17 protein-coding genes and 1 riboswitch are annotated in these 24366 nt (G+C 74.2%); of the genes, 6 read left to right on the top strand and 11 right to left on the bottom strand.

The features are described 5' to 3' along the window. The first annotated feature begins 130 nt into the window (after nucleotides 1–130). From TOK_RS17005 to TOK_RS17015, 3 genes are read left to right on the top strand one after another with little or no spacing between them, the layout of a single operon-like run. Nucleotides 131–1318, top strand: a complete 1188-nt coding sequence (locus TOK_RS17005; RefSeq protein ID WP_098959044.1) for a precorrin-3B synthase — start codon at nucleotides 131–133, stop codon at nucleotides 1316–1318. Then, nucleotides 1315–1941, top strand: coding sequence for a precorrin-8X methylmutase (locus TOK_RS17010; RefSeq protein ID WP_098958864.1), 627 nt, complete (start codon nucleotides 1315–1317; stop codon nucleotides 1939–1941). The genes TOK_RS17005 and TOK_RS17010 overlap by 4 nt, the downstream gene beginning before the upstream one ends. 2 nt (nucleotides 1942–1943) lie before the next feature. Further along, entirely contained in the window at nucleotides 1944–3473 is a 1530-nt protein-coding gene (locus tag TOK_RS17015; protein WP_098958865.1) for a precorrin-2 C(20)-methyltransferase, read from the top strand. A 202-nt stretch (nucleotides 3474–3675) separates the two neighbouring features. Here the strand turns inward: TOK_RS17015 and TOK_RS17020 are convergent, their stop codons facing one another. From TOK_RS17020 to cbiE, 3 genes are read right to left on the bottom strand one after another with little or no spacing between them, the layout of a single operon-like run. Further along, nucleotides 3676–4425, bottom strand: a complete 750-nt coding sequence (locus TOK_RS17020; RefSeq protein ID WP_253258452.1) for a cobalt-precorrin-6A reductase — start codon at nucleotides 4423–4425, stop codon at nucleotides 3676–3678. Continuing rightward, nucleotides 4422–5165: a precorrin-4 C(11)-methyltransferase gene (gene cobM / locus TOK_RS17025; RefSeq protein WP_098958866.1), complete on the bottom strand. Its 744-nt coding sequence runs from the start codon at nucleotides 5163–5165 to the stop codon at nucleotides 4422–4424. The genes TOK_RS17020 and cobM overlap by 4 nt, the downstream gene beginning before the upstream one ends. 52 nt (nucleotides 5166–5217) lie before the next feature. After that, entirely contained in the window at nucleotides 5218–6432 is a 1215-nt protein-coding gene (gene cbiE / locus TOK_RS17030) for a precorrin-6y C5,15-methyltransferase (decarboxylating) subunit CbiE (RefSeq protein WP_098958867.1), read from the bottom strand. Between the two features lie 694 nt (nucleotides 6433–7126). On the opposite strand from cbiE, the gene TOK_RS32660 reads away from it, so the two are divergent. Further along, nucleotides 7127–8050 (top strand): IniB N-terminal domain-containing protein, encoded by a 924-nt coding sequence (locus TOK_RS32660; protein WP_098958868.1) that lies wholly within the window; start codon nucleotides 7127–7129, stop codon nucleotides 8048–8050. Between the two features lie 124 nt (nucleotides 8051–8174). Here TOK_RS32660 and TOK_RS17040 read toward each other — a convergent pair whose 3' ends face one another. The 4 genes from TOK_RS17040 to TOK_RS17055 all read right to left on the bottom strand — a co-directional run bounded on the left by TOK_RS17040 (nucleotide 8175) and on the right by TOK_RS17055 (nucleotide 12088). Then, nucleotides 8175–8903, bottom strand: coding sequence for an ABC transporter ATP-binding protein (locus TOK_RS17040; RefSeq protein ID WP_098958869.1), 729 nt, complete (start codon nucleotides 8901–8903; stop codon nucleotides 8175–8177). Further along, nucleotides 8896–9765: an ABC transporter permease gene (locus TOK_RS17045; protein WP_253258430.1), complete on the bottom strand. Its 870-nt coding sequence runs from the start codon at nucleotides 9763–9765 to the stop codon at nucleotides 8896–8898. Before TOK_RS17045 ends, TOK_RS17040 begins: the two co-directional genes overlap by 8 nt. Next, the gene (locus TOK_RS17050; RefSeq protein ID WP_216361992.1) at nucleotides 9729–10787 is read right to left on the bottom strand and encodes an ABC transporter substrate-binding protein; all 1059 of its coding nucleotides are present in this window, start codon (nucleotides 10785–10787) and stop codon (nucleotides 9729–9731) included. The genes TOK_RS17045 and TOK_RS17050 overlap by 37 nt, the downstream gene beginning before the upstream one ends. Next, nucleotides 10782–10897: riboswitch (TPP riboswitch) on the bottom strand. It overlaps the preceding gene by 6 nt. Before the next feature lie 147 nt (nucleotides 10898–11044). Next, on the bottom strand, nucleotides 11045–12088 hold the full coding sequence (locus tag TOK_RS17055) for a GAF domain-containing protein (RefSeq protein WP_172457608.1): 1044 nt from the start codon (nucleotides 12086–12088) through the stop codon (nucleotides 11045–11047). A 285-nt stretch (nucleotides 12089–12373) separates the two neighbouring features. On the opposite strand from TOK_RS17055, the gene TOK_RS17060 reads away from it, so the two are divergent. Beyond that, on the top strand, nucleotides 12374–13645 hold the full coding sequence (locus TOK_RS17060; protein WP_172457609.1) for an acyltransferase: 1272 nt from the start codon (nucleotides 12374–12376) through the stop codon (nucleotides 13643–13645). A 9-nt stretch (nucleotides 13646–13654) separates the two neighbouring features. Here TOK_RS17060 and TOK_RS17065 read toward each other — a convergent pair whose 3' ends face one another. The 4 genes from TOK_RS17065 to TOK_RS17080 form a co-directional block, all read right to left on the bottom strand. Continuing rightward, nucleotides 13655–18556, bottom strand: a complete 4902-nt coding sequence (locus TOK_RS17065) for a histidine kinase (RefSeq protein ID WP_098958874.1) — start codon at nucleotides 18554–18556, stop codon at nucleotides 13655–13657. 3 nt (nucleotides 18557–18559) lie between these two features. After that, entirely contained in the window at nucleotides 18560–19978 is a 1419-nt protein-coding gene (locus TOK_RS17070; RefSeq protein WP_098958875.1) for a hypothetical protein, read from the bottom strand. 91 nt (nucleotides 19979–20069) lie between these two features. Then, the gene (locus tag TOK_RS17075) at nucleotides 20070–20735 is read right to left on the bottom strand and encodes a response regulator transcription factor (protein ID WP_098958876.1); all 666 of its coding nucleotides are present in this window, start codon (nucleotides 20733–20735) and stop codon (nucleotides 20070–20072) included. Further along, a complete protein-coding gene (locus tag TOK_RS17080; protein ID WP_098958877.1) occupies nucleotides 20726–21484 on the bottom strand; it encodes a sensor histidine kinase in 759 nt (252 codons plus the stop codon). The genes TOK_RS17075 and TOK_RS17080 overlap by 10 nt, the downstream gene beginning before the upstream one ends. A 219-nt stretch (nucleotides 21485–21703) precedes the next feature. On the opposite strand from TOK_RS17080, the gene TOK_RS34160 reads away from it, so the two are divergent. Beyond that, the gene (locus TOK_RS34160; protein WP_098958878.1) at nucleotides 21704–24268 is read left to right on the top strand and encodes an Hsp70 family protein; all 2565 of its coding nucleotides are present in this window, start codon (nucleotides 21704–21706) and stop codon (nucleotides 24266–24268) included. The last annotated feature ends 98 nt before the right edge of the window (nucleotides 24269–24366 follow it).

Here is a 24366-nt window from a genome sequence, read left to right on the forward strand (position 1 = left end):
TTGTTCGTGAGATTTCCTCGTGCGTGCCACCTCACTGTCCGCAACGGCCCGTCCACACGTCAAGCCGAGCGGCCCGGGAGTGACGATCGGCTCCCGCCACGCCCGCAATGCGGTGTTTACAGTGACGGCCGTGTCCCCGCCCGTCGTCCAGCCCCCGCGCGTGCGCGCCGATGCCTGCCCCGGCGTCCTCGCCCCGCACGACGCGGCCGACGGTGCACTCGCCCGTATCCGGCTGCCCGGCGGGGTGCTCACCAGGGCGGCGGCGCGGGCCGTCGCCGACTGCGCGCGCCACCACGGAGACGGTGCTGCGCACCTGACCTCGCGGGGCAACCTGCAGCTGCGCGGTCTGCGCCGCGACGACCCCGACGCACTGTCGATGCTGGTCGCGGCCGGCCTCGTGCCGTCCTCGACGCACGAGCGGGTGCGCAACGTCCTCGCCTCGCCCCTGTCGGGGATCGCCGGCGGGCTCGCCGACGTCCGGGGCGTCGCCGCCCGGCTCGACGCCGCACTGTGCGCCTCCCCCACCCTCGCCGGGCTGTCCGGCCGGTTCCTCTTCGCGATCGACGACGGCCGCGGCGACGTCGCCGCCCAGGCCCCCGACCTCTGCTGGCGGGCCCGGACGGCGACGTCGGGCACGTTGCTGGTGGCGGGCACGCCGATCGGCGCCGTCCCACTGACCGGCGTGGTCGACGTCCTGGTCGCGGCAGCGGAGGCGTTCGCCGGGATGAGCGGGGCGGCGTGGCGCACGGCAGAGGTTCTCGACGCCCCGGGGCGGATCGCCGCGAGCGTCTTCGGCAACGAACAGCACAGTGGCGCCACCGAGTGGCACGACGGCGCCGTCCGGACGGTTCCGGAGGTCGGGCAGGTACTGCGCGACGACGGTCGTGCCGCGCTCGTCGTCGCTCCCGTGCTCGGTGAGCTCGCCGCCGACGACCTGCGGCTGCTCGCGCGGCTCTCGCCGGAGGTGCTCGTCACGCCGTGGCGGACGCTCGTGCTGCCGCGCGGCGGCGCCGCGGAGCGCCGCGCCCTCGCCGCGGCGGGGTTCGCCGTCGACGCCGGCTCGCCCGTCGCGAAGGTCAGCGCGTGCGCAGGGTCGCCCGGGTGCGCGAAGTCGCTGGCCGACGTCCGTTCCCACGCCCGGACGCTGACCGTCACCGCAGGGAGCCGGACCCACGTCGTCGGCTGCGAGCGGCGCTGCGGCGCCCCGCACGGCCCGCACCGCGCGGTCGTGGCGCGGGCGGGCGGCAGCTACGAGACCACCGACGTCGTGGGTGGCGACGGTCGCCACTCACAGGGCAGTTCCGGAAGGACCGCATGACCAGCACGTACATCCGCGACGGTGCCGAGATCTACCGGCAGTCGTTCGCGACGATCCGTGCCGAGGCCGATCTCTCGCAGCTGCCCGACGACGTCGCCTACGTCGCAGTGCGCATGATCCACGCGTGCGGGCAGGTCGATCTCGTCGACGACATCGCCGCGTCCGCCGGGGCGGTGACGGCGGCCCGGGAGGCCCTGCGGGCCGGGGCGCCGATCCTGTGCGACGCCATGATGGTCGCCGCGGGCGTCACCCGGGCCCGGCTGCCCCGCGACAACGACGTGATCTGCACGCTGCGCGACGAGCGCGTCCCCGCGCTGGCCGCGGAGCTGGGCAACACCCGGTCGGCAGCGGCGCTGGAGCTGTGGCGGCCGCACCTCGACGGCGCGGTCGTCGCCATCGGGAACGCCCCGACGGCGCTGTTCCACCTGCTCGACATGATCGATGCGGGCGCGCCGCGCCCCGCGGCGGTCCTGGGCATCCCGGTCGGGTTCATCGGTGCCGCCGAGTCGAAGCAGGCCCTGGCCGCCCGGACCGACCTCGAACACGTCGTGGTGCACGGGCGCCGGGGCGGATCGGCCATCACCGCGGCGGCGCTCAACGCGCTGGCGAGCGAGCAGGAGTGAACGTGAGCGGGACCCTCTACGGGGTGGGCGTCGGGCCGGGCGACCCGGAGCTGGTGACGGTCAAGGCCGCGCGGCTGATCGGGGCCGCCGACGTCGTCGCCTACCACGCGGCACGGCACGGCCGGTCGATCGCGCGCCGCATCGCCGAGCCGTACCTGCGCGACGAGCAGGTCGAGGAGGCGCTGGTCTACCCCGTCACGACGGAGACCACCGACCATCCCGGCGGCTACCAGGGCGCCATCGACGAGTTCTACGCCGAGGCCGCCGCCCGGCTCGCGACGCATCTGGCGGCGGGCCGTGACGTCGTGCTGCTCGCCGAGGGCGACCCGCTGTTCTACGGCTCCTACATGCACATGCACAAGCGGCTGACCCCACGGTTCCGGGCCGTCGTGGTGCCGGGCGTGACATCGGTGAGCGCGGCGTCGGCGGCCCTGGGCCGCCCGCTCGTGGAGCGAGACGAGGTACTGACCGTCCTGCCCGGCACCCTGCCGCGCGCCGAGCTCGCCCGCCGGCTCGCCGCGACCGACTCGGCCGCGGTGATGAAGCTGGGCCGGACCTTCGACAACGTCCGCGGCGCGCTGGCCGACGCGGGACGCCTCGACGACGCGTACTACGTCGAGCGCGCGACCACCGACGGCGAGCGCACCGCACCGCTGGCCGACGTCGACGCCACCGACGTGCCGTACTTCTCGATCGCGATCGTCCCGGGCCGGGTCGCCTCCAGCGTCCCGCCCGACGTCCCGGACGCCGCCTCCCCCGCGCCCCACCGTGCCGTCGCGCCCGTGGGCCCCGGCGAGGTCGTCGTCGTCGGGACGGGACCCGCGGGGCGCGACTGGCTGACCCCGCAGACCGCGGCTGCGCTCGCCGAGGCCGACGACCTCGTCGGCTACGGCCCCTACCTCGACCGGGTCGCGCCCAACCCACGCCAGACCCGGCACGCCTCCGACAACCGCGTCGAGGCCGACCGTGCGGCGCTGGCGCTCGACCTGGCCGCTGCGGGCCGGCGCGTCGTCGTCGTGTCCGCCGGGGACCCGGGCGTGTTCGCGATGGCCACCGCGGTGCTCGAGGTCGCGAGCGAGCCCACGTACTCCGACGTGCCCGTGCGGGTGCTGCCGGGGATGTCGGCCGCGCAGGCCGTCGCGGCGGCCGTCGGGGCTCCGCTGGGCCACGACCACGCGCTGATCTCCTTGTCGGACAGGCTCAAGCCGTGGGAGGTCGTCACCGAGCGCCTCGTCGCGGCGGCGCGGGCCGACCTGGTCATCGCGATCTACAACCCGCGCTCGAACGCCCGTCCGTGGCAGCTGGGCGCGGCCCGTGACGTGCTGCTGGAGCACCGCGACGGCGACACCCCCGTCGTACTCGGGCGTGACGTCGGCGGTGCGGGGCAACGGATCGTCGTGACGACGCTCGCCGAGCTCGACCCCACCGACGTCGACATGCGGACCCTGGTGATCATCGGGTCGTCGGCCACCCGGGTCGTGGCGCGCGGTGCCGGGACGACCGTCTTCACCCCACGCCACTACGGCGCCTGAGCCGCTCGCGCGGTGCGTCGACGGTCCTTCCGGGACGGCGCTACCGCACCGGAGCGACCGAGGTCGAACACCGCGAGCAGCTGCCCGACGGCGCTCCTGGCGCGCTCGGGTGCGCCGGCCTGCAGCCAGCCCTCGGTCCACAGCTCCTCGCGGCGCTGCAGGAAGTCGATGATCAGGTCGTTGTGCCCAGCACAACCATCCGTCAGACCTCCAGGCGGTCACGCACCCACGCCACCGTGTCCTCGACCGTCGCGACGAGCTCCACTCCGGGCCCCGTGGGCAGCGGCGGGCGGCGCTGCACGACGACGGGGATCCGGGCGTCGCGGGCGGCCATCAGTTTCGCCGCCGTCATGATCCCGCCGCTGTCCTTGGTGACGAGGACGTCGATGCGGTGCTGCTCCAGCAGATCGCGTTCGCCGTCGACGGTGAACGGGCCACGGGCCAGCAGCACCTCGGCGTGGCGGGGCACCGGCGGCTCCGGCGGGTCGACCGCGCGGACCAGGAACCACAGGTCGAGGTCGGCGAACGCCGCGAGGTCCTGGCGGCCCGTGGTGAGGAACACCCGGCGGCCCAGGTCGGGCAGCAGTTCCGCCGCCTCGGTCGGGGTGCGCACCCAGTGCCACAGGTCGCCCGGCCCCGCCGTCCAGCCGGGACGGCTCAGCACCAGCAGCGGCGTCGCCGTGGTCGCACACGCGCGCACCGCGTGCGCCGTGATCCGCGCCGCGAACGGGTGCGTGGCGTCGACGACGGCGTCGACCCTGTTGTCGCGCAACCACTGCGCGAGCCCGGCGGTGCCGCCGAACCCGCCGATGCGGACCTCGCCCGGCGGCAGCGACGGAGCCTTCACCCGGCCCGCGAGCGACGACACCACCCGCAGCCCGGGCGTCGTGACGAGCGCGCCCGCCACCCGGCGGGCCTCTCCGGTCCCGCCGAGGACGAGCAGCGTGCTCAGGATCGGCACCGCGCGTCGGAGTAGAGGTGGGAGTCGGGGAAGTGCTCCGCGGCCAGGGCCGGCCCGACGATGACGACGGCGGTCCGCTCGATGCCCGCCTCCCGCACCGCGGCGGCGATGCCGTCGAGACGCCCGCGCAGCACGATCTGGTGCTCGCGGCCGGCGTGGGCGACGACGGCCGCGGGGCAGTCGGGGCCGTGCACGTCGAGCAGCTCCTTCACGACCTCCTCGATGCGGTGCACCGCGAGATGAGCCACGACCGTGCCGGCCGCCCGGGTCAGCTCGCCGATGCCCTCCCCCTCGGGCATCGGGGTGGCGCGGGCGGCGATGCGGGTCAGGGTCACGGTCTGGGCGACCGTCGGCACCGTCAGCTCGCGGCGCAGTGCCGCGGCCGCAGCGGCGTAGGCGGGCACCCCGGGGCACACGTCGTAGGGGATGTCGAGGGTGTCGAGACGGCGCATCTGCTCGGCCATCGCGGAGAACACCGACGGGTCGCCGGACGCGAGACGGGCGACGTCGAGGCCGTGGGTGTGCGCGCGGACCATCTCGTCGACGATGTCGTCGAGTGTCATCAGCGCGCTGTCGACGAGCCGCGCCCCGGGTGGGCAGAACTCCAGCATCTCCGGCGGCACGAGACTGCCCGCGTAGACGCACACCGGGGAGGCGGCGATCAGGTCGCGCCCGCGCAGGGTCAGCAGGTCGGGGGCACCGGGGCCCGCGCCGATGAAGTGGACGGTCACGGGTTCACGCTCACGGGTTCACGCTCACAGGTTCACGCTCACGGGTTCACGCTCATGGGGTCACGCTCCAGATCGTCACCGGCATGGCGGGACGCCAGCCGGTGAAGCCGCCGACCGCGCCCGCACGGGCGACCGACAGCCGGGTCAGGGTGCCGCCGAGGCGGGCGTGGGCGGCCGCGAGCACACCCTCGGCCTCGACGGTGACGGTGTTGGCCACGAGCCTGCCGCCGGGTCTCAGGGCGGCGAGGCAGGTGTCGAGCACGCCGTCGCCGGTGACGCCGCCGCCGATGAACACGGCGTCGGGGGTGGGGAGGTCGGTCAGCGCCCCGGGAGCCCGCCCGGACACGACCCGTAGCCCCGGCACGCCGAGGGCGTCGGCGTTGTGGGAGATCGCGGCGACCCGGTCGAGGTGGGACTCGACCGCGACGGCGCGGCACGACGGGTGGGCACGCATCCACTCGATCGCGATGCTGCCGGCCCCGGCGCCGACGTCCCACAGCAGCTCGCCCGCCCGGGGACCGAGCAGCGCGAGGGTCACGGCGCGGACCTCGCGTTTGGTGAGCTGGCCGTCGTGGTCGTAGACGTCGTCGGGAAGCCCGGCGGTCTCACCGAGGACACGCGCGCCGGGGGCGGCCTCGCACGAGACGGCGACGAGGTTGAGGGCGTCCCCGGGCGGGTGGGGCCAGTCCGACGCGTGGCCGGCGAGGACCCGCTCCCGCGGCCCGCCGAGCTGTTCGAGCAGCGCGAGTGCGCTGGGGCCCCAGCCGTCGCCGTCGAGGAGTGCGGCGATCTCGGCGGGCGACTCCGCGCCCGCGGACAGCACGATGAGTCGGCGGCCCGGGGCCAGCGCCCGGCGGATCCGGGCCAGCGGGCGGCCCACGACGCTCACGACGTCGACGTCCTCGGCCGGCCAGCCCAGCCGCGCACACGCCAGCGCCACCGACGACGGCGCCGGGACGACGCGCAGCCGGTCGGGCCCCAGCACCCGGGCCAGGGTGGCGCCGATGCCGAAGAACATCGGATCACCGCTGGCGAGGGCGCACACGGACCGGTCGGCGAGCTCGGCGAACAGGCCGGGGAGAGCCGCGACGAGGGGACTGGGCCACGCCCGGGGGGTCGCGGTGAGGGATTCGGGGAGCAGGTCGAGCTGGCGGGGGCTGCCGAGGACGACGTCGGCGGCCTCCACTGCCTCGCGGGCCCCGGGAGTGAGGCCGGACCAGCCGTCGGCACCGATCCCGACGACGGTGACGCGCCCGCCGGTGCCCATGCCTGTCCCTTTCGCCGTCGGCGTCCCCGTCGTCCGAGTTCGCCGGACGGGCGTGCCGTGTCCGCGCAACGCTAATCGCCCGCGGCCCGCGGCGTCCGTGAGTCCCACCACCACCGCGATCGACCGGCGGGGGTGCGGGTCAAGCATTCGCAATCCGCTGCTCATGGGCCCGAACGTCCGAATACGTGCGCCCATCCCGTTCGCACCGGCCGGAATCGGGCGAACCGGAGTTGTCGCACCCCCCGATCCGAATCATGGGGCGACAACAGCGTGTAATGCGCAAATCGGATATCGGCGGAGCCCGCATCAAGACGCGCGAGTGCTTTCGTAAAGTCGTCGCAAACATTCGTCGCCGAACGCAAAGGAGTCCTCGTACCGACAATGTGCGGCATGCTCACCTACTGCACATCAGGAACAAATCCGCAGGTCAGATCCTCATTAGCGGATACCTTCGCGTCATGGAAGGCCCCGTCGCCCCCATTTCGACAATGCGTCGCCGCGTACCCCACTCCCCCATTCGCCGGCCACCCGGATCGGGCTGATCCGTTCCGCGCGAACTGTGGCTGTTCCCCGATCCCCGGTCCCCTGCCCACTCCTAACGTTTCGTCTCGAACACCGGCCCACACGGACCGGTCGCGACACCCGAACACCACGAACGACACACCACCCACACACGAGACCGACGGAGAACCCGATGAGCACCTCGCTTCTCGACTTCCTGATGAGCCTGCTGAACGACCCGGCCGAGCAGGCCGCGTTCCAGGCGGACCCGGCCGCCTACCTCCAGAGCTGCGGGCTCTCGGACCTGAGCGCCGACGACATCCACGACGCCATCGCGCTGGCCAACGACGACGAGTCGCACAACTGGAAGGGCGGGCACGACCACGGCAGCCACCTGCCCCCGCCCCCGCCCGTGCACCACGGCCACGAGTCGCCCCACGAGGCCGCCGTCAAGTACCTGAACAACTACATCACCAACAACTACGTGTCGGTCGACGCCCGCGAGACCAACATCGACAACTCGGTCCACCAGGACATCGACGCCTCGCACGGCGGCCACGTCTTCGCGCCGGTCGACGTCACCAACGTCAACGCCACCGGTGACCACTCCGCCGCGGTCGGCGGCGCCAACAACGGCAACATCGCCACCGGCGACGGTGCTGTCGCCGGCACCGGCAACTCGGTCGCCGAGGGCAACACCGACAGCGCGGTCAACTTCGGCGCCGGCGGCTCCGCGACCAACAACCACGGCGCGACGGCCTCCGACGGCGGTGTCATCGGCTCCGGCACCGGCGGCGACCACACCGACAGCCACGATGCCCTGACCAACTTCGGCTCCGGCTCGGTGGCGAACGACGGCGGCAACGCCAGCCAGACGAACAGCAACAACCACACCGACGCGAGCACGCACACCGACTCGGGCCACAACACGAGCACGGTCGACAACCACAGCACGACCGACGCGCACAACGTCACCGACTCGAACAACGACCTGTTCTCGCACAACGACGCCACGCTGACCGACGACCACAGCATCGACCAGCACACGCACACCGAGGACAGCCACGACACCACGGTCGACCACCACAGCGGTGTCGTCGACATCCCGCTCGTCTGATCCGACCCCGCACTGCCGGCAAGGCCCGGCCCCGCTCCCGCGGAGGCCGGGCCTCCGGCGCTCCGGGCCCGCGCCAGGGCCATGAGTGGCGATGGCCGCCCCGCGACCGTCGCCACTCACAGGATCATTCGGCGCGCAGCAGCGCCAGCAGCTCGGCCTCCCGGGCCGCCGCGGCGGCCGAGGCGAGCTCACGGGGGCGGGGCTGGTCGATCTCGACGACCGCACGCACCCGGGCCGGCCGTGGCCCCAGCACGACGACCCGGTCGGACAGGTAGACCGCCTCGCGGATGTCGTGGGTGATGAGCAGGACCGTCCAGCCGAACTGCGACCGCATGCCCTCCAGCCACTCCTGCATCCCGGTGCGGGTCAACGAGTCCAAGGCGCCGAACGGCTCGTCGAGGAGCAGGACGTCGCGGTCCTGCACGACCGTTCGCAACAGGGCCGCGCGCTGACGCATGCCACCGGACAGCTCGAAGGGCCGCGATCCCTCGAAACCGGCCAGGCCGAACGGCTCGAACAGCGGCTCCGCACGCTTGCGGGCCGCGCGCCGCCCGACGCCCGCGATCTCCAGCCCGAGCGCCGTGTTGTCGAGCACCGTCCGCCATGGGAACAGCAGGTCCTTCTGCGGCATGTAGCCGAAGGTCGTGCCGGTCGCGGGCCTGCCGTCGACGGTCACCGTGCCGCGGTCGGGCTCGACCAGGCCCGCGAGTGCCGCGAACAGGGTGCTCTTGCCGCACCCGCTGGGCCCGATCACCGACACGAGCTCGCCCGGCCGGGCGTGCAGCGACACGTCGACGAGGACGTCTCGGTCACCGAACCGCTTGCTCAGCCCCTCGACACGGACCTCACGCACGACGGCGCTCCGCGGCGTACCAGGGCATCGCGAGCCGCTGCACCAGGAACGTCAGCCCGAACAGCCCGACGCTGATCGCGGCCGTCACGACCACCGCGGCGAGCACGAGATCGGTGCGGAACGAGTTCTTCTGCAGGTTCATGAAGATCCCGAGCCCGGCGCGCGCGCCGACGTACTCGGCGAACACCGCACCCGTCACCGCGTAGGTGATGCCGATCCGCAGCGAGGTGAAGAACGACGGCATCGCGGCGGGCAGCCGCAGGTAGCGGAACTCCCCCCACCGGTCGGCGCCCATGCTGCGCACCAGGTTCGACGCCTCCCGGTCGGCCGACGAGAAGCCCTCGACGAGGCCGATCGCGACGGGGAAGAAGGTCACGAGTGCGATCACCACGACCTTGGGCAGCAGCCCGAAGCCGAACCAGATGATCAGCAGCGGCGCGATCGCGATGATCGGGATCGTCTGGGAGGCGACGAGCAGGGGCAGCAGGGCCCGGCGCAGCCAGGGCGAGAAGTCGACGACGACGGCCAGCGCCCACGCCACGACCAGCGAGACGGCGAACCCGACCGCGGTGACCTGCAGCGTCGGCACCGTGTTCGTCCAGAGCGCATCGCGGAACAACCAGCCCTGCTCGACGACCCGCAGCGGCGAGGGCAGCACCTGGGGGCGGACGTCGAAGGCCGTGACCGCCCACTGCCACACCGCGACCAGCACCGCCACCACGACGAGCGACGGCACGACGGCGCGCCACCCCGGGCCGCGGCGTGGCACCGGCTCGGTGGCGAGCCCCGGGTCGTGGGCGGCCGGGGGCGCCGTGACCCCGGTACTCAGGGCGTCGCTCCCTGGTAGCGGTCGGTGAACCACGTCGAGAAGTCGGGGCGCGCGGCGAGCGGCTTGCCCGCGGAGTCGACGAGGACCCCGGCGTCGTAGAGGAAGCCGGAGAACCCGGCCCACTGCGCGGCCTGCTGGGTGCCGACGCGGCCGTTCGCGTCCTTCATGTACGTCGCCGCAAGCATCTGCTGGCTGCGGTCGACGAGGGTGGGCTCGGTGAACGCGCCGGGGTTGGCGTCGGAGAGCATCTTCCCGGCCGCGGTGGGCTCGTCGGCGGCGAACTGGTAGCCGCGCTGCGCGGCCTGCACGAACTTCGTGGCGACGTCGGGGTGCGCAGCCAGCCAGCCGCCGTTGCCCTCGAGCAGCACGCCGTAGGCGTCGGGGAAGCCGTAGTCGGTGTAGGCGAAGGTCCTGAGCGGTTCGCCGCGCAGCTGCGCCTCGATGCCCTCCCACGCGGTGAACGGCTCGGTGAAGTCGACCTGTCCGGAGTACAGCGCCTCGTACGCCGACGTCCCCAGCACGACGGTGTCGAACCGGCCCTGGCCGCCGGCGTCCTTGATCACGGCCGCCATCTTCGGAGTCTCGCCCGGATCGCCGAAGCCGCCGTAGATCTTGCCGTCGAGGTCCTTCGGCGAGGTGATGTCGGTGCGGTCGGCGCGCACCGCGATCCCGGAGCCCCAGTGCTGCAGGATCGCCATGACCGACACGATGTCGGCGCCCGCGGCCTTGGAGAACGTGAACGAGTTCTGGAAGCTGATCCCGAACTCGGCCGCGCCGGAGCCGACGAGCGTGTCCGGCGACGTGCTGTTGTACGGGAGGATCTGCACGTCCAGCCCGGCGTCGCGGAACCAGCCCTGCTGCTGGGCGACGAACAGCCCGGTGTGGTTGGTGTTGGGCGTCCAGTCGAGCGCGACGCGGATCGTCGTCACCGCGCCGGCACCACCGGACGAGCCGGAGCACGCGGCCAGTACCAGGGCCACCGCGGCGAGCACCGCGGTGAGAAGCGCCGGGGTCCTGCGGCGGGACCGCCGGGTGACGGGATGAGGATTGCGCACAGTCGTCGTCCTCCCTACGCCGGTGCTAACCGGGTCAGGTGCGAACGGTCGACGGCCGGTCCTGCCGCCCTCTCAGCCTCGGATCGTGAGTGCTCCCGCGGGTCGCGACGACACTACGTGCCGGGCCGGACACGCCGCCACCCGAGTGGCCTACGTCGCTCCGCGTGGGTACCCGGACGCAACCTCACGGTCGTGGTCGAGCCGGCCGGCAGCAGTGAGGTTGCGGCCCGGTGTCCGGGCGCCGTAGCCAGGACCGGTCAGGAGATGTCGGCGCGCCGGTGCCGCGGGGTGCCCGGTCCGCCGTCGCCGTCCGGGTCGACGTCCGGGCCGGCGGCCGCGCGCGCGTCCTCGTGGTCCGGGCGGCGCGGCACCTGCGGGTCGCGGCGAGCCCGGGAGTGCCGAGGCAGCGGGAGGTCCCCGGCGAGCCAGGCGAGCGGGCCGGCGTCGTCGCGGCGGTGCCTGCGGCCGGTCGGGGCGTTCCGCGGGACGGGCACCTCACCGGTGGTGGGCGCGACCTCGCCGGACCGGGCGGCATCGGACGGTGTGTCGCGGGGCATGTCGTCGTGGACGGCGACGTCCCGGCGCGCCGGCGGGCCGTCCCGGCGACCCACCTCGGCGACGACCTCCACGGCATGGAGCTCGACCGGCAACGCCGCCCGGGTCGCGGCGCCGGCCAGGAAACGACCGGCCTCCTCGACGTCGGTGCGGTAGCGCTCGGCGAAGATCCCCGTCGCGTGCGCGAGCGGCAGGCCCCACTCCAGCGCCGCCGTCGAGCGGGCGACCGCGGCGCTCAGCCTGGCGAACCCGGCCGTGTCCGACAGCCGTGCCGACAGCGCCTCGACCAGCGGTCGGACCGTCTCCGCGAGCTCCGCGGGCACCGGCCGGAAGCCGGTCCCCAGCAACTGCAGCGCGGCCGTCGTGCGGCCGTCGAGAGTCAGTGGCACGGTGACCGCGCTCGCCAGTCCCGTCTCCGCTGCCACCGCCGCGACCTCGACGGACTCCGACCGCGTCAGGTCCGCCGTGACCACGACGCGGCCCGTCACGATCGCCTCCTGCACCGGGCCCGCGGCGCGGCGGTGCTGCAGCTCACCGAGCCGGGTCGCCGCCGGGTCGGAGGCGAAGACCGGGCCCGTCAGAGGGTCGGGGGGACGCCGGAACACGATCACCGCGCCGGCCACGCCGACCGCCATCGGCAGGGCTCCGCACACCCCCGAGACCATGGCGCCGACGTCGAGCTGCGCCGTTCGCGTGCGTCCCACCTGAAGTGCGAGACCGATGAGGGTGGGGTCGTTCGCGAGCACTGCACCGTCCTTCCGCCGACCGTGCCGCGACGGGCACGTCGTGTGTGCGGCAGTCAACCATCGGTCACCGGGACACCGACACGGACCATCGGTGTCCTCCCGATCGGGGTAGTGTGCTCGCCCGATGACCGCATCGTCCACGAACGCGCCGGGACGGCGGGAACCTCTTACGCGGCTCACAGGTCCCCCACAGCTCGACGGGCCACCCTCCGGTTCCGTGCTCCGCAAGCTCCCCCCGCCCGCCCCGCGCGCACAGCCACCGGACCCTGCTCAGGAGTCCGTGCGGTGACCGCCGCGGCGCCGGCGCGCACACCGCACCTGTACCCGGTCGACCTCGTCCGGGTCGTCACCTTCGCGTGCGTGATCGCCGTCCACACGATCTCGACGACGGCGCCGCTCGACAGCGTCGCCGCAGGCGGGTTCGTCGTGCTCCTGCACTTCACGCGGGAGGCCTTCTTCGCACTCACGGCGTTCGTGCTGACCCACCGGTACCGCGACGACGCGCTCCGGCCGCTGCGGTTCTGGCGACGCCGGCTCCTGCTCGTCGGCGTGCCGTACGTGGTGTGGTCGGCGATCTACACCGGCCTCGGGCTGGTCACCACGCCGGTGCCCGCCGGGGAGGCACTGCGCGGCTTCGGGCACGCCCTGATCACCGGGACGGCCTGGTACCACCTGTACTTCCTGCTCGTCTCGCTGCAGTTCTACCTGGTGTTCCCGCTGTTCCGGGCGCTGTTGCGGGCGACCCGCGGGCACCACCTCGCGGTGCTCGCGGCCAGCGCGGTGCTGCAGGTCGTCACCGACCTGGTGCTGCACGTGCCCACGCCCACGCCCACCGAGGCCGCGGTCCTCCCCCAGGCGACGTCGTTGCTGGTCAGCTACCAGTTCTTCGTCGTGTTCGGCGGGGTCGTCGCGATGAACCTCGGTGCTGTCGACGCCTGGATCCGCAGCCATCTGCCGCTGGTGTCCGTGGCGCCGGCGGTGACCGGAGCGGCCGTCGAGCTCTGGTACCGGCACTCGGTGTCGACGGGTGCGAGCGCCCAGTTCGCCGCCGACGTCTTCCAGCCGATCATCATCCCGTGGACGGTCTCGGTGGTCGCCGCCGTCTGGGGTGTCGGAGCGCTGTGGGCCGACCGCCGCGACCGCTGGCGGGGGTCCCGGCTCGTCGAGGCCGCCGCCGCGCGGTCGTTCGGGGTGTTCCTCGTGCACCCGGCGATCCTGTGGCTGCTCACGACGCTCCCGGACGCCCCCGCCACGCGGCTGCAGCGGCCGTGGGAGACCGTCGTGACCTACGTCGTCACGATCGTCGCGGCGCTGACGTTCGTCGAGATCGTCCGGCGCACGCCGCTGCGGCCGGTCCTCACCGGCAAACCGCGCCGGCGCCCGCGACCGGCGACCACCGGCCCGGCCGCCACCGACCCGGCCGCCACCGACCCGGCCGTCCATCCGGCCGTCGTCGATCCGGCCGTCGACAGCCCGGGCAGGCGCGCGGGCATCAGGCCGATCGGGGTGCCGTCGGTCGACCTGCGCCCGTCGTCGGAGACCCCGCGCAGCGCCTGAGACCGTCGCTCAGGCGCTCGCGACCAGCTGCTCGCACGTGCGCACCAGTACCGCGGAGACCGACCGCAGCGCCTGCGAGGACGCCGGGTGCGACCCTGCCCGCTGCCAGTACGCGAGCCGCTCCACCGCGGCCGCACGCACCGCGTCACGGTCCGCGTCGGGCGCGATCCCCAGCCGGGCCGCCGGCGACGGACCGGCCATCCCCAGCAGCTGCTCGGCGGCCGCGACCTCCGCGGGCGGGAGCACGATCGCGCCGGCGAGGAGCTCGTCGAGCAGATCGGTCTCGGCGAGCTCGTGCGCGCCCGTCCGCACCCGTTCCAGCTCGTACTGCAGCCGCCGGGCGTCGGCCGGCGGGTCGGTGCGCACCAGCAGCTCCAGGCGCTGCAGCACAGAGCGGGCGACGAGGATCTCCGAGCGGCCCACGAACCGGGCCGCGATCAGGTCCCGCAGCCGCCCGACCCCGCTGCGGGCCAGCAATCCCGCGACCACGGAACCGGGGTCCGGGGCCGTCCGCGCAAGCGCCGCCGCCGCGCCCAGGCCCGCCGGGCCCAGCCGGGCCGCCAGCGCGGGGTCGACCGCGACGCCGCGGGCGAGCGCGTCGATCTCCGGTGGGGTCAGCCCGATCGCCGCGCGCGCCAGGGATCCCGACACCGGCAGCACGGTGCGCGACAGTCGTCGCACGTCCGAGCGCCCCGACAGCTCCGCCGCCGACCGCTGCGCGATCGCCGGGTCCAGCCCGCCGGGCAGCTCGTCGGCGCGGGCGAGCACACCGAGCGTGTTGGCCCGGGAGTGCGGCAGGACGCCGGAGTGCAGCACCGCGAACCCCGCTGCCGACCCCTGCGCGGGCGTCATCAGCAGTACCAGCGCGTCGGGAACCGGGTCGCCGGGATCGAGCAGCGCCTCGGTCCGGCCGTCCGTGCCGAGCCCCGGGGCGTCGACGATCGTCGCCTCCACGAGCAGCGGGTCGGCCACGTGCAGCTCGATACGGTCGAGCGGCGCCGCCGGGTCGGGCGGCCAGGGGCCGGCGTAGGGGACGGCCCGGCCCGCGGTGTCGACGGCCAGCGCTGCCGGGGCGCCGTGGCGCCACCACACCGGCACCCGCGTCGGCGGGGGCGGCAGCGCACCGCCGGGGCGGCCGAGGACGGCCTCCACGAGTGTCGACGTGCCGATCCCAGGAGGGCCCGCGAACGCGATGCGCAAGGGCTCGTCGAGACGTGCGGCGAGCGCGGCGAGGCGTGCCGTGTGCGGGGTGCCGCGGTAGCACTCGTCGGCGAGGGTGAGGACGCCGCGGACGCTCCCGATCAGCCGGCCGTCCGACGTCGCGCGCCGGTGCGCGCCGGTACCGGGAACGGTGGGCGGGAACACGGGTGGGACAGCCGGCGGGGCTGCCGGTGGCGGAGGTGGGGCTGCCGGTGGCGGAGGCGTGACGGCCGGCGCGGCCGGGACGGCGGCACCGGCGAGGACGACACCCGGCTCCGCGGCGGGCTCGTCCTCGCCGTCCAGAGCGTGGCGACCGCTGCTCTCCGGAACCTGCTGCGGCACGCCCTCCGACGCCGCGGGCACCTCGTCGGCGGGGGTCACGCCACGTGCGTGGTGAAGGCCCGGGGGGGCCGGGGGCGCGTCGGAACCCGTGCCGAAACCGGGATCGTCGTCGACCACCCCGGCCCCTGGATCGTCGGCCGCGCCATGCGGACCGTCGCTCGTGTCGACGGCCGGCCCGTCGGCGGGACCCTCCGTGCCGGCGGTCGTACCGGGACCGTCGTCGGCCGTCCGGCGCACGGCCCGGGGGTCGAACCACTGCAGATCGTCCGCAGCGCCGTAGGAGGCGGCGGACCCGCCCGCGGGGGCACCCGCGTCCGGGGCGCTGTCGTCGTCGGTCCGCGGCGGTGCGGACGACCACCGGTGGGACCCGTCCACGGGCGCGGTGCCCGGCAGCGCCCCGTCGTCGGCACCGGGGCCGTCGGGATCGCGGCGCTCGGCGAGATCGTCCACGACCCTGTCGTCTCCCGGCTCGGCCTCCGGAACGTCGGTGTGCGCCCGCCCCGGCGCGTGCTCGCCGTCGGGCTCGTCGTCGTGGCGAGGCGTCGACTTCCACATGTCGCGCCCGCTCTCCGGCGCGACGGCCCCGCTGCCCGGCTCGTCGTCCGAGGCTTCCGCGCTGTCCGGGGCATCGTTCGCGGTGGCTCGCGTGGCGGCGATGCCCGCGATCAGCCCGGCACCCGCGGCGGCCGCGGCCACCGACCCCGGCGCCGCCGGCCTTTCGGGTGGAACCGCTTGCGGCGCAACGGTGCGGGCGGGCGGGGAGGCACCGTCCGGAACGCCACCACCGCCTGTGCGCTGCGGCGTCCGCGAGCCGGTCCCGACCCCCCAGGCAGCGGCCTGGGCGGCGTCGAGCGGCATCGTCTCCTCGTGGTGCGACGGGACGGGCACCGACCCCTCGACGGTCGTCCCCTCCCCCGGCCGCGATCGCACGTCGATGCGGCCGCCCACGGAGTTGATGCGCGCCAACAGGTTCCGCATCCCCCGGTTGGGGCCGTGACCGAGCGAGGCCTGGTCGAAGCCGGGTCCCTCGTCGCGCACCCGGAACTGCAGCAGCCCGCCCTGGACCACCAGGCGCACCGTCACAGGCGCACCACCGGCGTACTTGCGGGCGTTGTTGACCCCCTCCAGACAGCAGAACCAGACGGCGGCCTCGACGTCGGCGGGGAACCGGACGGCCTGCAGACCGGGCGCGTCGACGGTGACCGGTGACGTGCCGCCGTCGAGCTCGAGGGCGAGGCCCCCGGCGAGGCCGTGCTCGGACAGCAGCGGCGACACGACGCCGGTGGCGGTCTCGGCGAGGATCGACTCGGCGTTGCCGATCTGCTCGACGACCTGGACCAGCCGTTCCCTGGCCTGGTCGAACTTCCCCGTCTTGACGAGGTGCTCGACGAGCCCGAGGACGAGCCGCAGCGAGACGAGGTGGTGCTGGGCGCCGTCGTGCAGGTCGCGCTCGATGCGGCGGCGTTCGCCGTCCATCTCGGCGACGGCTGAGCGCCGCGACACCGCGATCTCACCGGCGTGGGCGAGCGCGGCACGGAGCTGGCGTTCCAGCTCGATGCCGTAGCGGCTGGCCTGGAGGACGGCGCCGAGGCTGTCGGCGATGTCGGTGAGCAGGCTCTGGCGTTGCGGGCCGAGGCCGGCGACGGCGGCGCGGTCGACGGCGATGGTGCCGATGCGTTCCTCGCCGTGCCGGACGGCGACCTCGGTGAGCTCGTCGGAGACGTGCACCCCGGGTTCGGACCAGATGTAGGTGCGGTCGCGCAGGCCGGGGCGCACGACGGTGAGCCGGCACGTCGTCGCGCCCAGACCACGGCCGACGGCCTCGGCGACGCGGGCGAGGTCGGGTGCGTCGGCGGCGGTGGACCGCGACAGCGCGGCGATCCCCGCGAGCACGCTGTAGGGGGTGGGCCGGGTGCCGTAGAGGAGCCGGTCCACGAGGCGTTCGGCGACGGTGTGGACGGGCAGGAACGCGAATGCGACGACGACACAGGAGACGATCGCGGACACGAGCGTCGCGACGGATGCGGGCAGGAACAGGGCCAGCGCGGTGTGCACGAGCACGTAACCGCCGCCGATGACGGCGGTGTCGAGGGCGACGACGAGCCCCCGGCTGAAGCGGCGCTCGGCGGTCTGCAGGCCGCCGCTGCGGACGGCGACGAGCACGGCGGCGGCCACGGCGATGCAGGCCACGCGGGAGAACCAGAACAGCAGGGCGAGCGGGAGGTCGCCGGCACCGCCCGCGGTGGGGTCGTCCAGGGTCAGCCCGGTCCAGCCGATGCCCCACACCAGGAGGCTGATCGCGGCGAGGACGACGGTGACGGCGCCGGCGGCGAGCAGCACGCTGAACAGCAGCCGGGCCTGGGTGCGCTGGACGTCGGTGGAGCCGTGGCGGACCCTGCGCGGCACCGCGAACAGCCCGGCGGCGGGGACGACGAACCCGAAGAAGATCACGCAGCTCGCGGTGTGCGGGAGCAGCGCGGTGCCGAAGCCGGCGGCGAGCAGGGTGACGGCGGCGACGCCGACCGTGACGAGGCCGGGGCGGCGGCGGGTGCCGTCGGCGTCTTCGTCGGAGCCGGGCGGGAAGACGAGCAGCGCGACGATGTAGGCGGCGCAGGCGACGCCGTGGAGGAGGATCTGGTGCGGCTGGCCGATCTGGAGGCCGGTGGCGGTCTCCACGGCGGAGGCGGCGGCGTGGGCCTGCAGGTTGAACGCCCCGGCCGACCCGATGAGCGCGAGGACGAGCAGCCTCGACGACCAGGAGCGTCCGCCGGCCGGGCGGAGCGCCATGGCGACGGCGAGCCCGATCGACACGATGCTCAGCGCGTAGTCGAGAGCGGCCTGCGTGCCGGGCTCGCTGTGTCCGACGGCGGCGAGGATGCCTGCGGCCCAGCTGCTCCCACCGGCGGCCGAGGCGGTGAGCGACGCGGCGAACCCGGGCGAGGCCGCGGCGACCCCGACGACCGCGCCGACGACGAGCCACACCACCGACAGCAGCCCGCACGCGGCGAGCAACACCCAGTACCCGGCGAGCAGCCACTGCTGCCCTCCGCGGCGGGGCGCGGCGGGTGCCGGCTGCTCGGGCGCGGACGGTTCGGGTACGGGGCTGGTCCAGGCGATGCCGGTGGGCAGCGCGACGGTCGGCGACTCCCAGCCCCGGGGTCGTCGATCACCCTGTGGCGGCGCGGGGGCAGCGGTGAGCACGTCGGCGGCGGTGATCGCGGTGGTGGCCTCCGGGTCGGCGAACGTGACGGCACGGCGCACGGAGTCGTTGCGCCCGAACGTCCCGCCGGTCATCCGGAACGGCGGCAGCTCGTGGCCGGCGTGGTGCTCGCGGGCCGGCCGCGACGGGTCGTTCTCGCGCTCGTCCACGGCTCAGCCCCGGACCGCGGAGGCGACGGCGCCACCGGCGTCGACGAGCGGTTCGAGCCGGTCGGGGATCCACGCGCGCAACAGGATGTGCGCGGTTCCGCCGGGCGCAGGGCTGTCGAGCGCAGGCCCGCCGGGCACAGGACCGCCGGGCGCCGGGCCGTCCAGCTCGGTGCCGTCCAGCTCGACGGCGCCGCCGAGCGCGGAGAGCCGCTCCGCCTCGTCGGCCAGCAGCTCCCGCATCCGGGTCAGGCCCGACGGCGAGTGGGCGTCGTCGACGGTGACGGTGACCCGGCCGTCGGCGTGGTCGAGTGTCATGACGAGCTCCTCGTCGGCCGCCTGCGCGGCGAGCTCCTTGAGCGCCGCGGCGGCGACGTAGTAGATGCCCGACTCGATCTCCCAGGTCAGCCGCTGGTCCATGCTGCCGTCGAGGACGACGCCGCGGGGCAGGTCGGCGGCCACCTCGTCGAGGGCGCCGACGGGACCGTGGTCGCGCAGCACCGCGGGGTAGACGCCGCGGGCGATGACCCGGAAGCGGTCGAGCAGCTCGTCGAGCCCGGTGCGGGCGTCGGCGAGGCGTTCGGCGGCGACGGCACCGTCCTCGGTGCCCTCGGTGAGCACGGCGTTCTGGGCGGCGACGACACCGGCGCGCAGGTCCGAGAGCCGGTCGGTGGTGGCGTTCGACAGCTCGACGACGAGGCGGCGGCGCTCCATCTCGCGGGCCCGGGCGAGCCGCTGGCGGGAGGCCTGCAGGGTGGTGGCGAGCTCGTCGGCGCGGCGGACCCGTTCGGCGAGCTCGGCGTTCTGGGAGACACCGCGCAGCAGCATCGCGGCACCGTTGGCGACGTCGCGCATCAGCTGCTGGTCGGCCGGGGTGATCGACGAGCCCGGCTTGGCGACGGTCAGTGCCGCCCGCAGCTGCGTGCCGTCGAGGACGGGCACCACGTGGTCGGTGTCGTCGCGGGTCAGCAGCACCGCGAGGTTGTCGACGGCGAGGTTCCCCGGTCGGTTCGACATGGGCGCCTCGGGCACGACGGGGTACTGCGCGGCGAGGACGAGCCGGTCACCGATGACCAGCCACACCGCCCCGCGCGCCGCGGACGTCCCCTCGGCGACGACCTCGGCCAGCCCCGGCAGGGCCTCCTCCAGCGAACCCGCCCGGATGCGGGCGGCGGCGTCGGCCAGCGCCATGTACGGCGTCGTCTCCCGGTGGTGGGTGAGCCGGGTGACCAGCCGCGTGATCCGGGGTGCGAGCAGGGCGAGACCCACCCCGCAGATCGCGGCTGCGGCGAACGGCAGCAGCACCGCCACGCCCTCGGACGGCAGAGCCCGCCCCGCACCGTCGACGACCGCGACGAACACGACGGCGACGCCCAGCGCAACGATCAGCCCGCGCACCAGCCGTGCGAGTGTCGTCCGGTTCATCGCCCACCATGCCCGTCCGGCCGGGACACGCCCGGGTTCGAGACGGTCACGCTAGAGGTACGCCGTCGTGCGGGACAGCCCCTGCGCGCGATCAGTCGTCGTCACGCTGGGACCGCAGGAACGCGAGCACCGCCAGGACCCGGCGGTGGTTCTCCGAGGTGTCCGGGTGCAGGCCGAGCTTGCCGAAGATGTTCGCGATGTGCTTCTCGACCGCCTTGGGCGTCACGAACAGCTGGCCGGCGATGCCGTTGTTGGACCGGCCCTCCGCCATCAGCTTCAGCACGTCGGTCTCGCGCTCGGACAGCGACGCGACCAGGCCCTTCTTCTCCCCGCGCGGCCGCTCGACCAGCCGCTTGGCCAGCGACGGCTCGATGACGATCTCGCCGTCGCGGATGCGGTCGAGGGTGTCGGAGAGGACCTCGACGCTGCCGACCTTCTCCTTGAGCCGGTAGCCGATCGCGTCGGTGCCGATGTTGAGGATGCGCATCAGGTAGTGCGACTCGGCGTAGTGCGACAGGAACAGCAGCCCCATGTCGGGGTACTTGGCGCGCAGGCGTTCCGCGGTGATGAGCCCGCCGTCGGGCTCCGGCGGCATGCGGATGTCGAGGATCGCGACGTCGCACGGCTCGGTGGAGAGCAGGTCGAGCAGGGAGTCGCCGTCGGCGGTGGCGCCGACGATCTCGTGGCCGGTCGCCTGCAGCAACATGAGCAGGCCCTCGCGGAACAGGGCACCGTCCTCGGCCAGTGCTACGCGCATGGAATCCTCGCAGTGATAATGCCGACGCCGGTGCCGCCGGTCACGTCGATCGTCCCATCCAGGCCTGCCACCTCGTCGAGCATCCGCCCCGCCGCGTCCACCGGGACCCCGCCGACGGCGACGACGAGCGTGCCGTCCTCGGCGGTGACCGTGACCGTGACGTCGCGGAAGGCGGCTCCGAGGCCTCCGAGCAGGTCGGCGACGGCGAAGTAGGCGGCGCCCTCGGCCGCCGGGTCGAACCGGCTGTCCGGGGCGATGACCCGCACGACGGCCTCGCTGCGGTCGGCGGCCTCGCGCAGTGCCGGGCCGAGGCCGGCCTCGTCGAGCAGGGTCGGGTAGATGCGTCCGGCGACGTCACGCAGCTCCTGCAGCACCGCGTGCAGCTGCTCCTGGAGGTCGTCGATCGACTCGTCGAGATCCGGGGAGGCCTGCGCGAACCGGTGACGCATGACGCCGATCCGCAGCGCGAGCGCCGAGATCCGCAACGACGCGCCGTCGTGGAGCTGACGCTCCAGCCGCTGCCGCCGGGCCCAGTGCGCCCGGTTGCTGCGGACCAGGTCGTCGCGACCGGGCGCCACCAGCCGGACCGTGTCCGTCTCGTCCGCGTCCGGAGGCTCGGCAGGGCGTGCGACCACGTGCGGGCGCTCGTCGCGCGCCGCCGGGTCCGTCACCACCGCGGCCTCCTGCCACTCGGTACGTGGACCCGCGGCAGGGGCACCGAGGGGGCGGTGCGCGGGCTCGACAATCATCGTCGCAGCCTGCCTGCCGCCACGCCTACGAGGAATGGGGCAAACCCCACCTCGAAACGGGGTTCTCCCCGTCGTGTCGACACGCCTGCGCTCGGTAACGTCTGCATCCGTTCCAGCGAGTTACGAATCGGCTCGACCAGGGGAAATCCCACCCGGAGGTATCTCGTTCCGGCGGCCACGACTCGTTACGATGTGTGCCGGTTTGCAGGGGAGGCGGCGGTGGGTTACAACCTCGGGGTCGATCTGGGGACGACGTTCGTGGCGGCTGCGGTCGCGCGCGATTCACGGGTCGAGATGTTCACTCTCGGCGACCGGACCGTCGTCACGCCGGCGGTCGTCTTCCTCCGTGAGGACGGCAACCTCGTCACGGGCGACGCGGCCAACCGGCGGGCGGTGAGCAACCCCGACCGCGTGGCGCGAGAGTTCAAACGTCGCCTCGGGGACCCGACGCCCGTCGTGCTCGGCGGCTCGCCCTACGCGGTGACGACGCTGCTCGGGACCCTGCTGGGCGACGTGCTGGGCCGGGTCACCGAGACGGAGGGCGGCAAGCCCGACAGCGTGGTGCTCACCCACCCCGCCAACTGGGGCCCGTTCCGCCGGGAGCTGTTCGAGGAGGTCCCGCAGTTCGCGGGGCTGACCGGACCCGACACCGTCACCGAGCCGGAGGCCGCAGCCGCGCACTACGCAGCGTCCCGGCACCTGTCCGACGGCGAGGTCATCGCGGTCTACGACCTCGGCGGGGGCACGTTCGACGCGACGGTGCTGCGCAAGCACCCGGGTGGCATCGAGATCCTCGGCTCGCCCGAGGGCATCGAGCGTCTCGGCGGCGTCGACTTCGACGAGGCGATCCTGTCGCACGTCAACTACTCCTCCGGCGGCGCGCTCGCGGAGCTCGACATGAGCGACCCACAGACAGCGATCGCGCTGGCCCGGCTGCGCCAGGACTGCGTGCTGGCAAAGGAGGCGCTGTCGATCGACTCGGAGACGACCATCCCGGTGTTCCTGCCGGGACGGCACTTCGACATCCGGCTGACCCGCGGCGAGTTCGAGGACATGATCCGCGCGCCCATCGAGTCGACGATCGGCACGCTGTCACGCACGCTGCGCTCGGCCCAGGTGGAGCCCACCAACCTCTCCGCGGTCCTGCTCGTCGGCGGGTCGTCGCGGATCCCGCTGGTGTCGCGCATGATCTCCGAGGAGCTCGGGCGGCCCACCGTCGTCGACGCCCACCCCAAGTACGCCGTCGCCCTCGGCGCGGCCACCCTCGCCGCGGCCAGCGCCTCCGGTGCCGGCCGCGGGTCCGAGGGCGGCGCGGCGTGGCCCGGTGTCGTCGTCTCCGCGGCTCCCGAGCAGGGCGGCGCGCCGTTCGGTGCGGGTGCCGCCGCGGCGGCCGGCGCCGGTCTCGGTGCGCGTGCCGCGAGCGGTGGCCCGTCGGCGGGCGCGGCGACGATGCCGCCGCGCGCCCCCGGCGTCGCGCAGGGCGCGCCCGGCCAGCAGGGCAACGGGTGGGGACCACCGCCCCAGGGCGGCAACGGCCAGGCGCAGCGCGCCGCCGCCGGTCCCCCGCCACAGCAGCAGCGGCAGCAGCCGCAGCACAACCAGTTCCAGCAGGGCTCCCCGCCCGGGCCGCCCCCCGCACCCGGTGCCCCGGGCGCGCCGCAGGGCGGTGGCTCCGGTGGCGGGAACCGCAAGGTGCTCGCGATCGTCGCCGCCGTCGTCGTGCTGCTCGCGCTCGCAGGCGGCGGGACGTGGTGGGCACTGAACCGCTCCGGCTCCAGCACCCCGACCGACGGCGGCGCCTCCACCACGGCGACCGCCGCCACCGGCACGGGGACCGCGGGCGGCGGCACGACGCCGGTCACGGTCGCCGCGAGCGTGCCGGTGCCGTCACTGGGCCAGACGATCCCCGCCGGCAAGCCCGCCGGCTTCGCGGTCGTCTCGCCCTCGGGCCGGCAGGTCTACGTCGCCAACCGGGCCACCAAGACGGTCACCGTCATCGACACATCGGTCAACAAGATCACCGCGACGATCCCGGTCGATGCCGGGCCGCCGCAGTACCTGGCCTTCGCGCCCGACGGCAAGAAGATCTATGTCAGCATCTGGGACGACGCGAAGACCATCGCCGACGTCGCCGTGATCGACACGACGACGAACTCGATCATCGCGAACATCAAGGTCGACACGCGCCCGTTCCTCGCCGCGGTCACGCCCGACGGCTCCAAGCTGTGGGTGCCCAACCACGACTCAGGCTCGATCTCGATCATCGACACGTCGACCAACACCGTGGTCAACACCCTCAAGGTCGCGCCCAACCCGCACTGGATCGAGTTCAGCACCGACGGCACGAAGGCCTACACCGCCAACCACGAGTCGAACGTCATCTCCGTCCTCGACGTCGCGAACGAGTCCGAGATCGCCCAGATCCCGGTCGACAAGAGCCCACACAGCCTCGCGGTGAACCACCAGCGGCCGCTCGTGGCGAACGTCAACTACGACTCCAACACCGTGACGATGATCAGCACGGACAACGACCAGGTCGTGGCACGGATCCCCGTGGGCAAGAACCCGCAGGAGATCACCTGGGCCCCCGACGGCCGCTTCGCCTACGTCGTCAACGTCGCCGACAACACCGTGTCGGTGATCAGCGCCGACTCGAACTCGGTGACCGCGACCCTGCCCGTCGGCCTCTCGCCGACGTCGGTCGCGGTGACGCCCGACGGCAGGACCGGGTACGTCACCAACCTCACCGACGGCACGCTGAGCATGCTCAACCTCGCCGGCTGAGACACTCCGCGGCAGCACGCGGGTAGGGGCCACCCCACCGGATTCCGGTGGGGTGGCCCCTTCACGTGGGGGGTTGGCGATATGTATCCGAGCCTCGG

Origin of the sequence: Pseudonocardia sp. N23, from assembly GCF_002583555.1 — a bacterium.
GTDB lineage: Bacteria > Actinomycetota > Actinomycetes > Mycobacteriales > Pseudonocardiaceae > Pseudonocardia.

Bases quoted from the DNA above. Each gene is read 5' to 3' on its own strand.
- TOK_RS17010 (WP_098958864.1), top strand. From the start codon at position 1,315: ATGACCAGCACGTACATCCGCGACGGTGCCGAGATCTACCGGCAGTCG.
- TOK_RS32660 (WP_098958868.1), top strand. From the start codon at position 7,127: ATGAGCACCTCGCTTCTCGACTTCCTGATGAGCCTGCTGAACGACCCG.
- TOK_RS17080 (WP_098958877.1), bottom strand. From the start codon at position 21,484: ATGATTGTCGAGCCCGCGCACCGCCCCCTCGGTGCCCCTGCCGCGGGT.
- cbiE (WP_098958867.1), bottom strand. From the start codon at position 6,432: ATGGGCACCGGCGGGCGCGTCACCGTCGTCGGGATCGGTGCCGACGGC.
- TOK_RS17070 (WP_098958875.1), bottom strand. From the start codon at position 19,978: ATGAACCGGACGACACTCGCACGGCTGGTGCGCGGGCTGATCGTTGCG.
- TOK_RS17075 (WP_098958876.1), bottom strand. From the start codon at position 20,735: ATGCGCGTAGCACTGGCCGAGGACGGTGCCCTGTTCCGCGAGGGCCTG.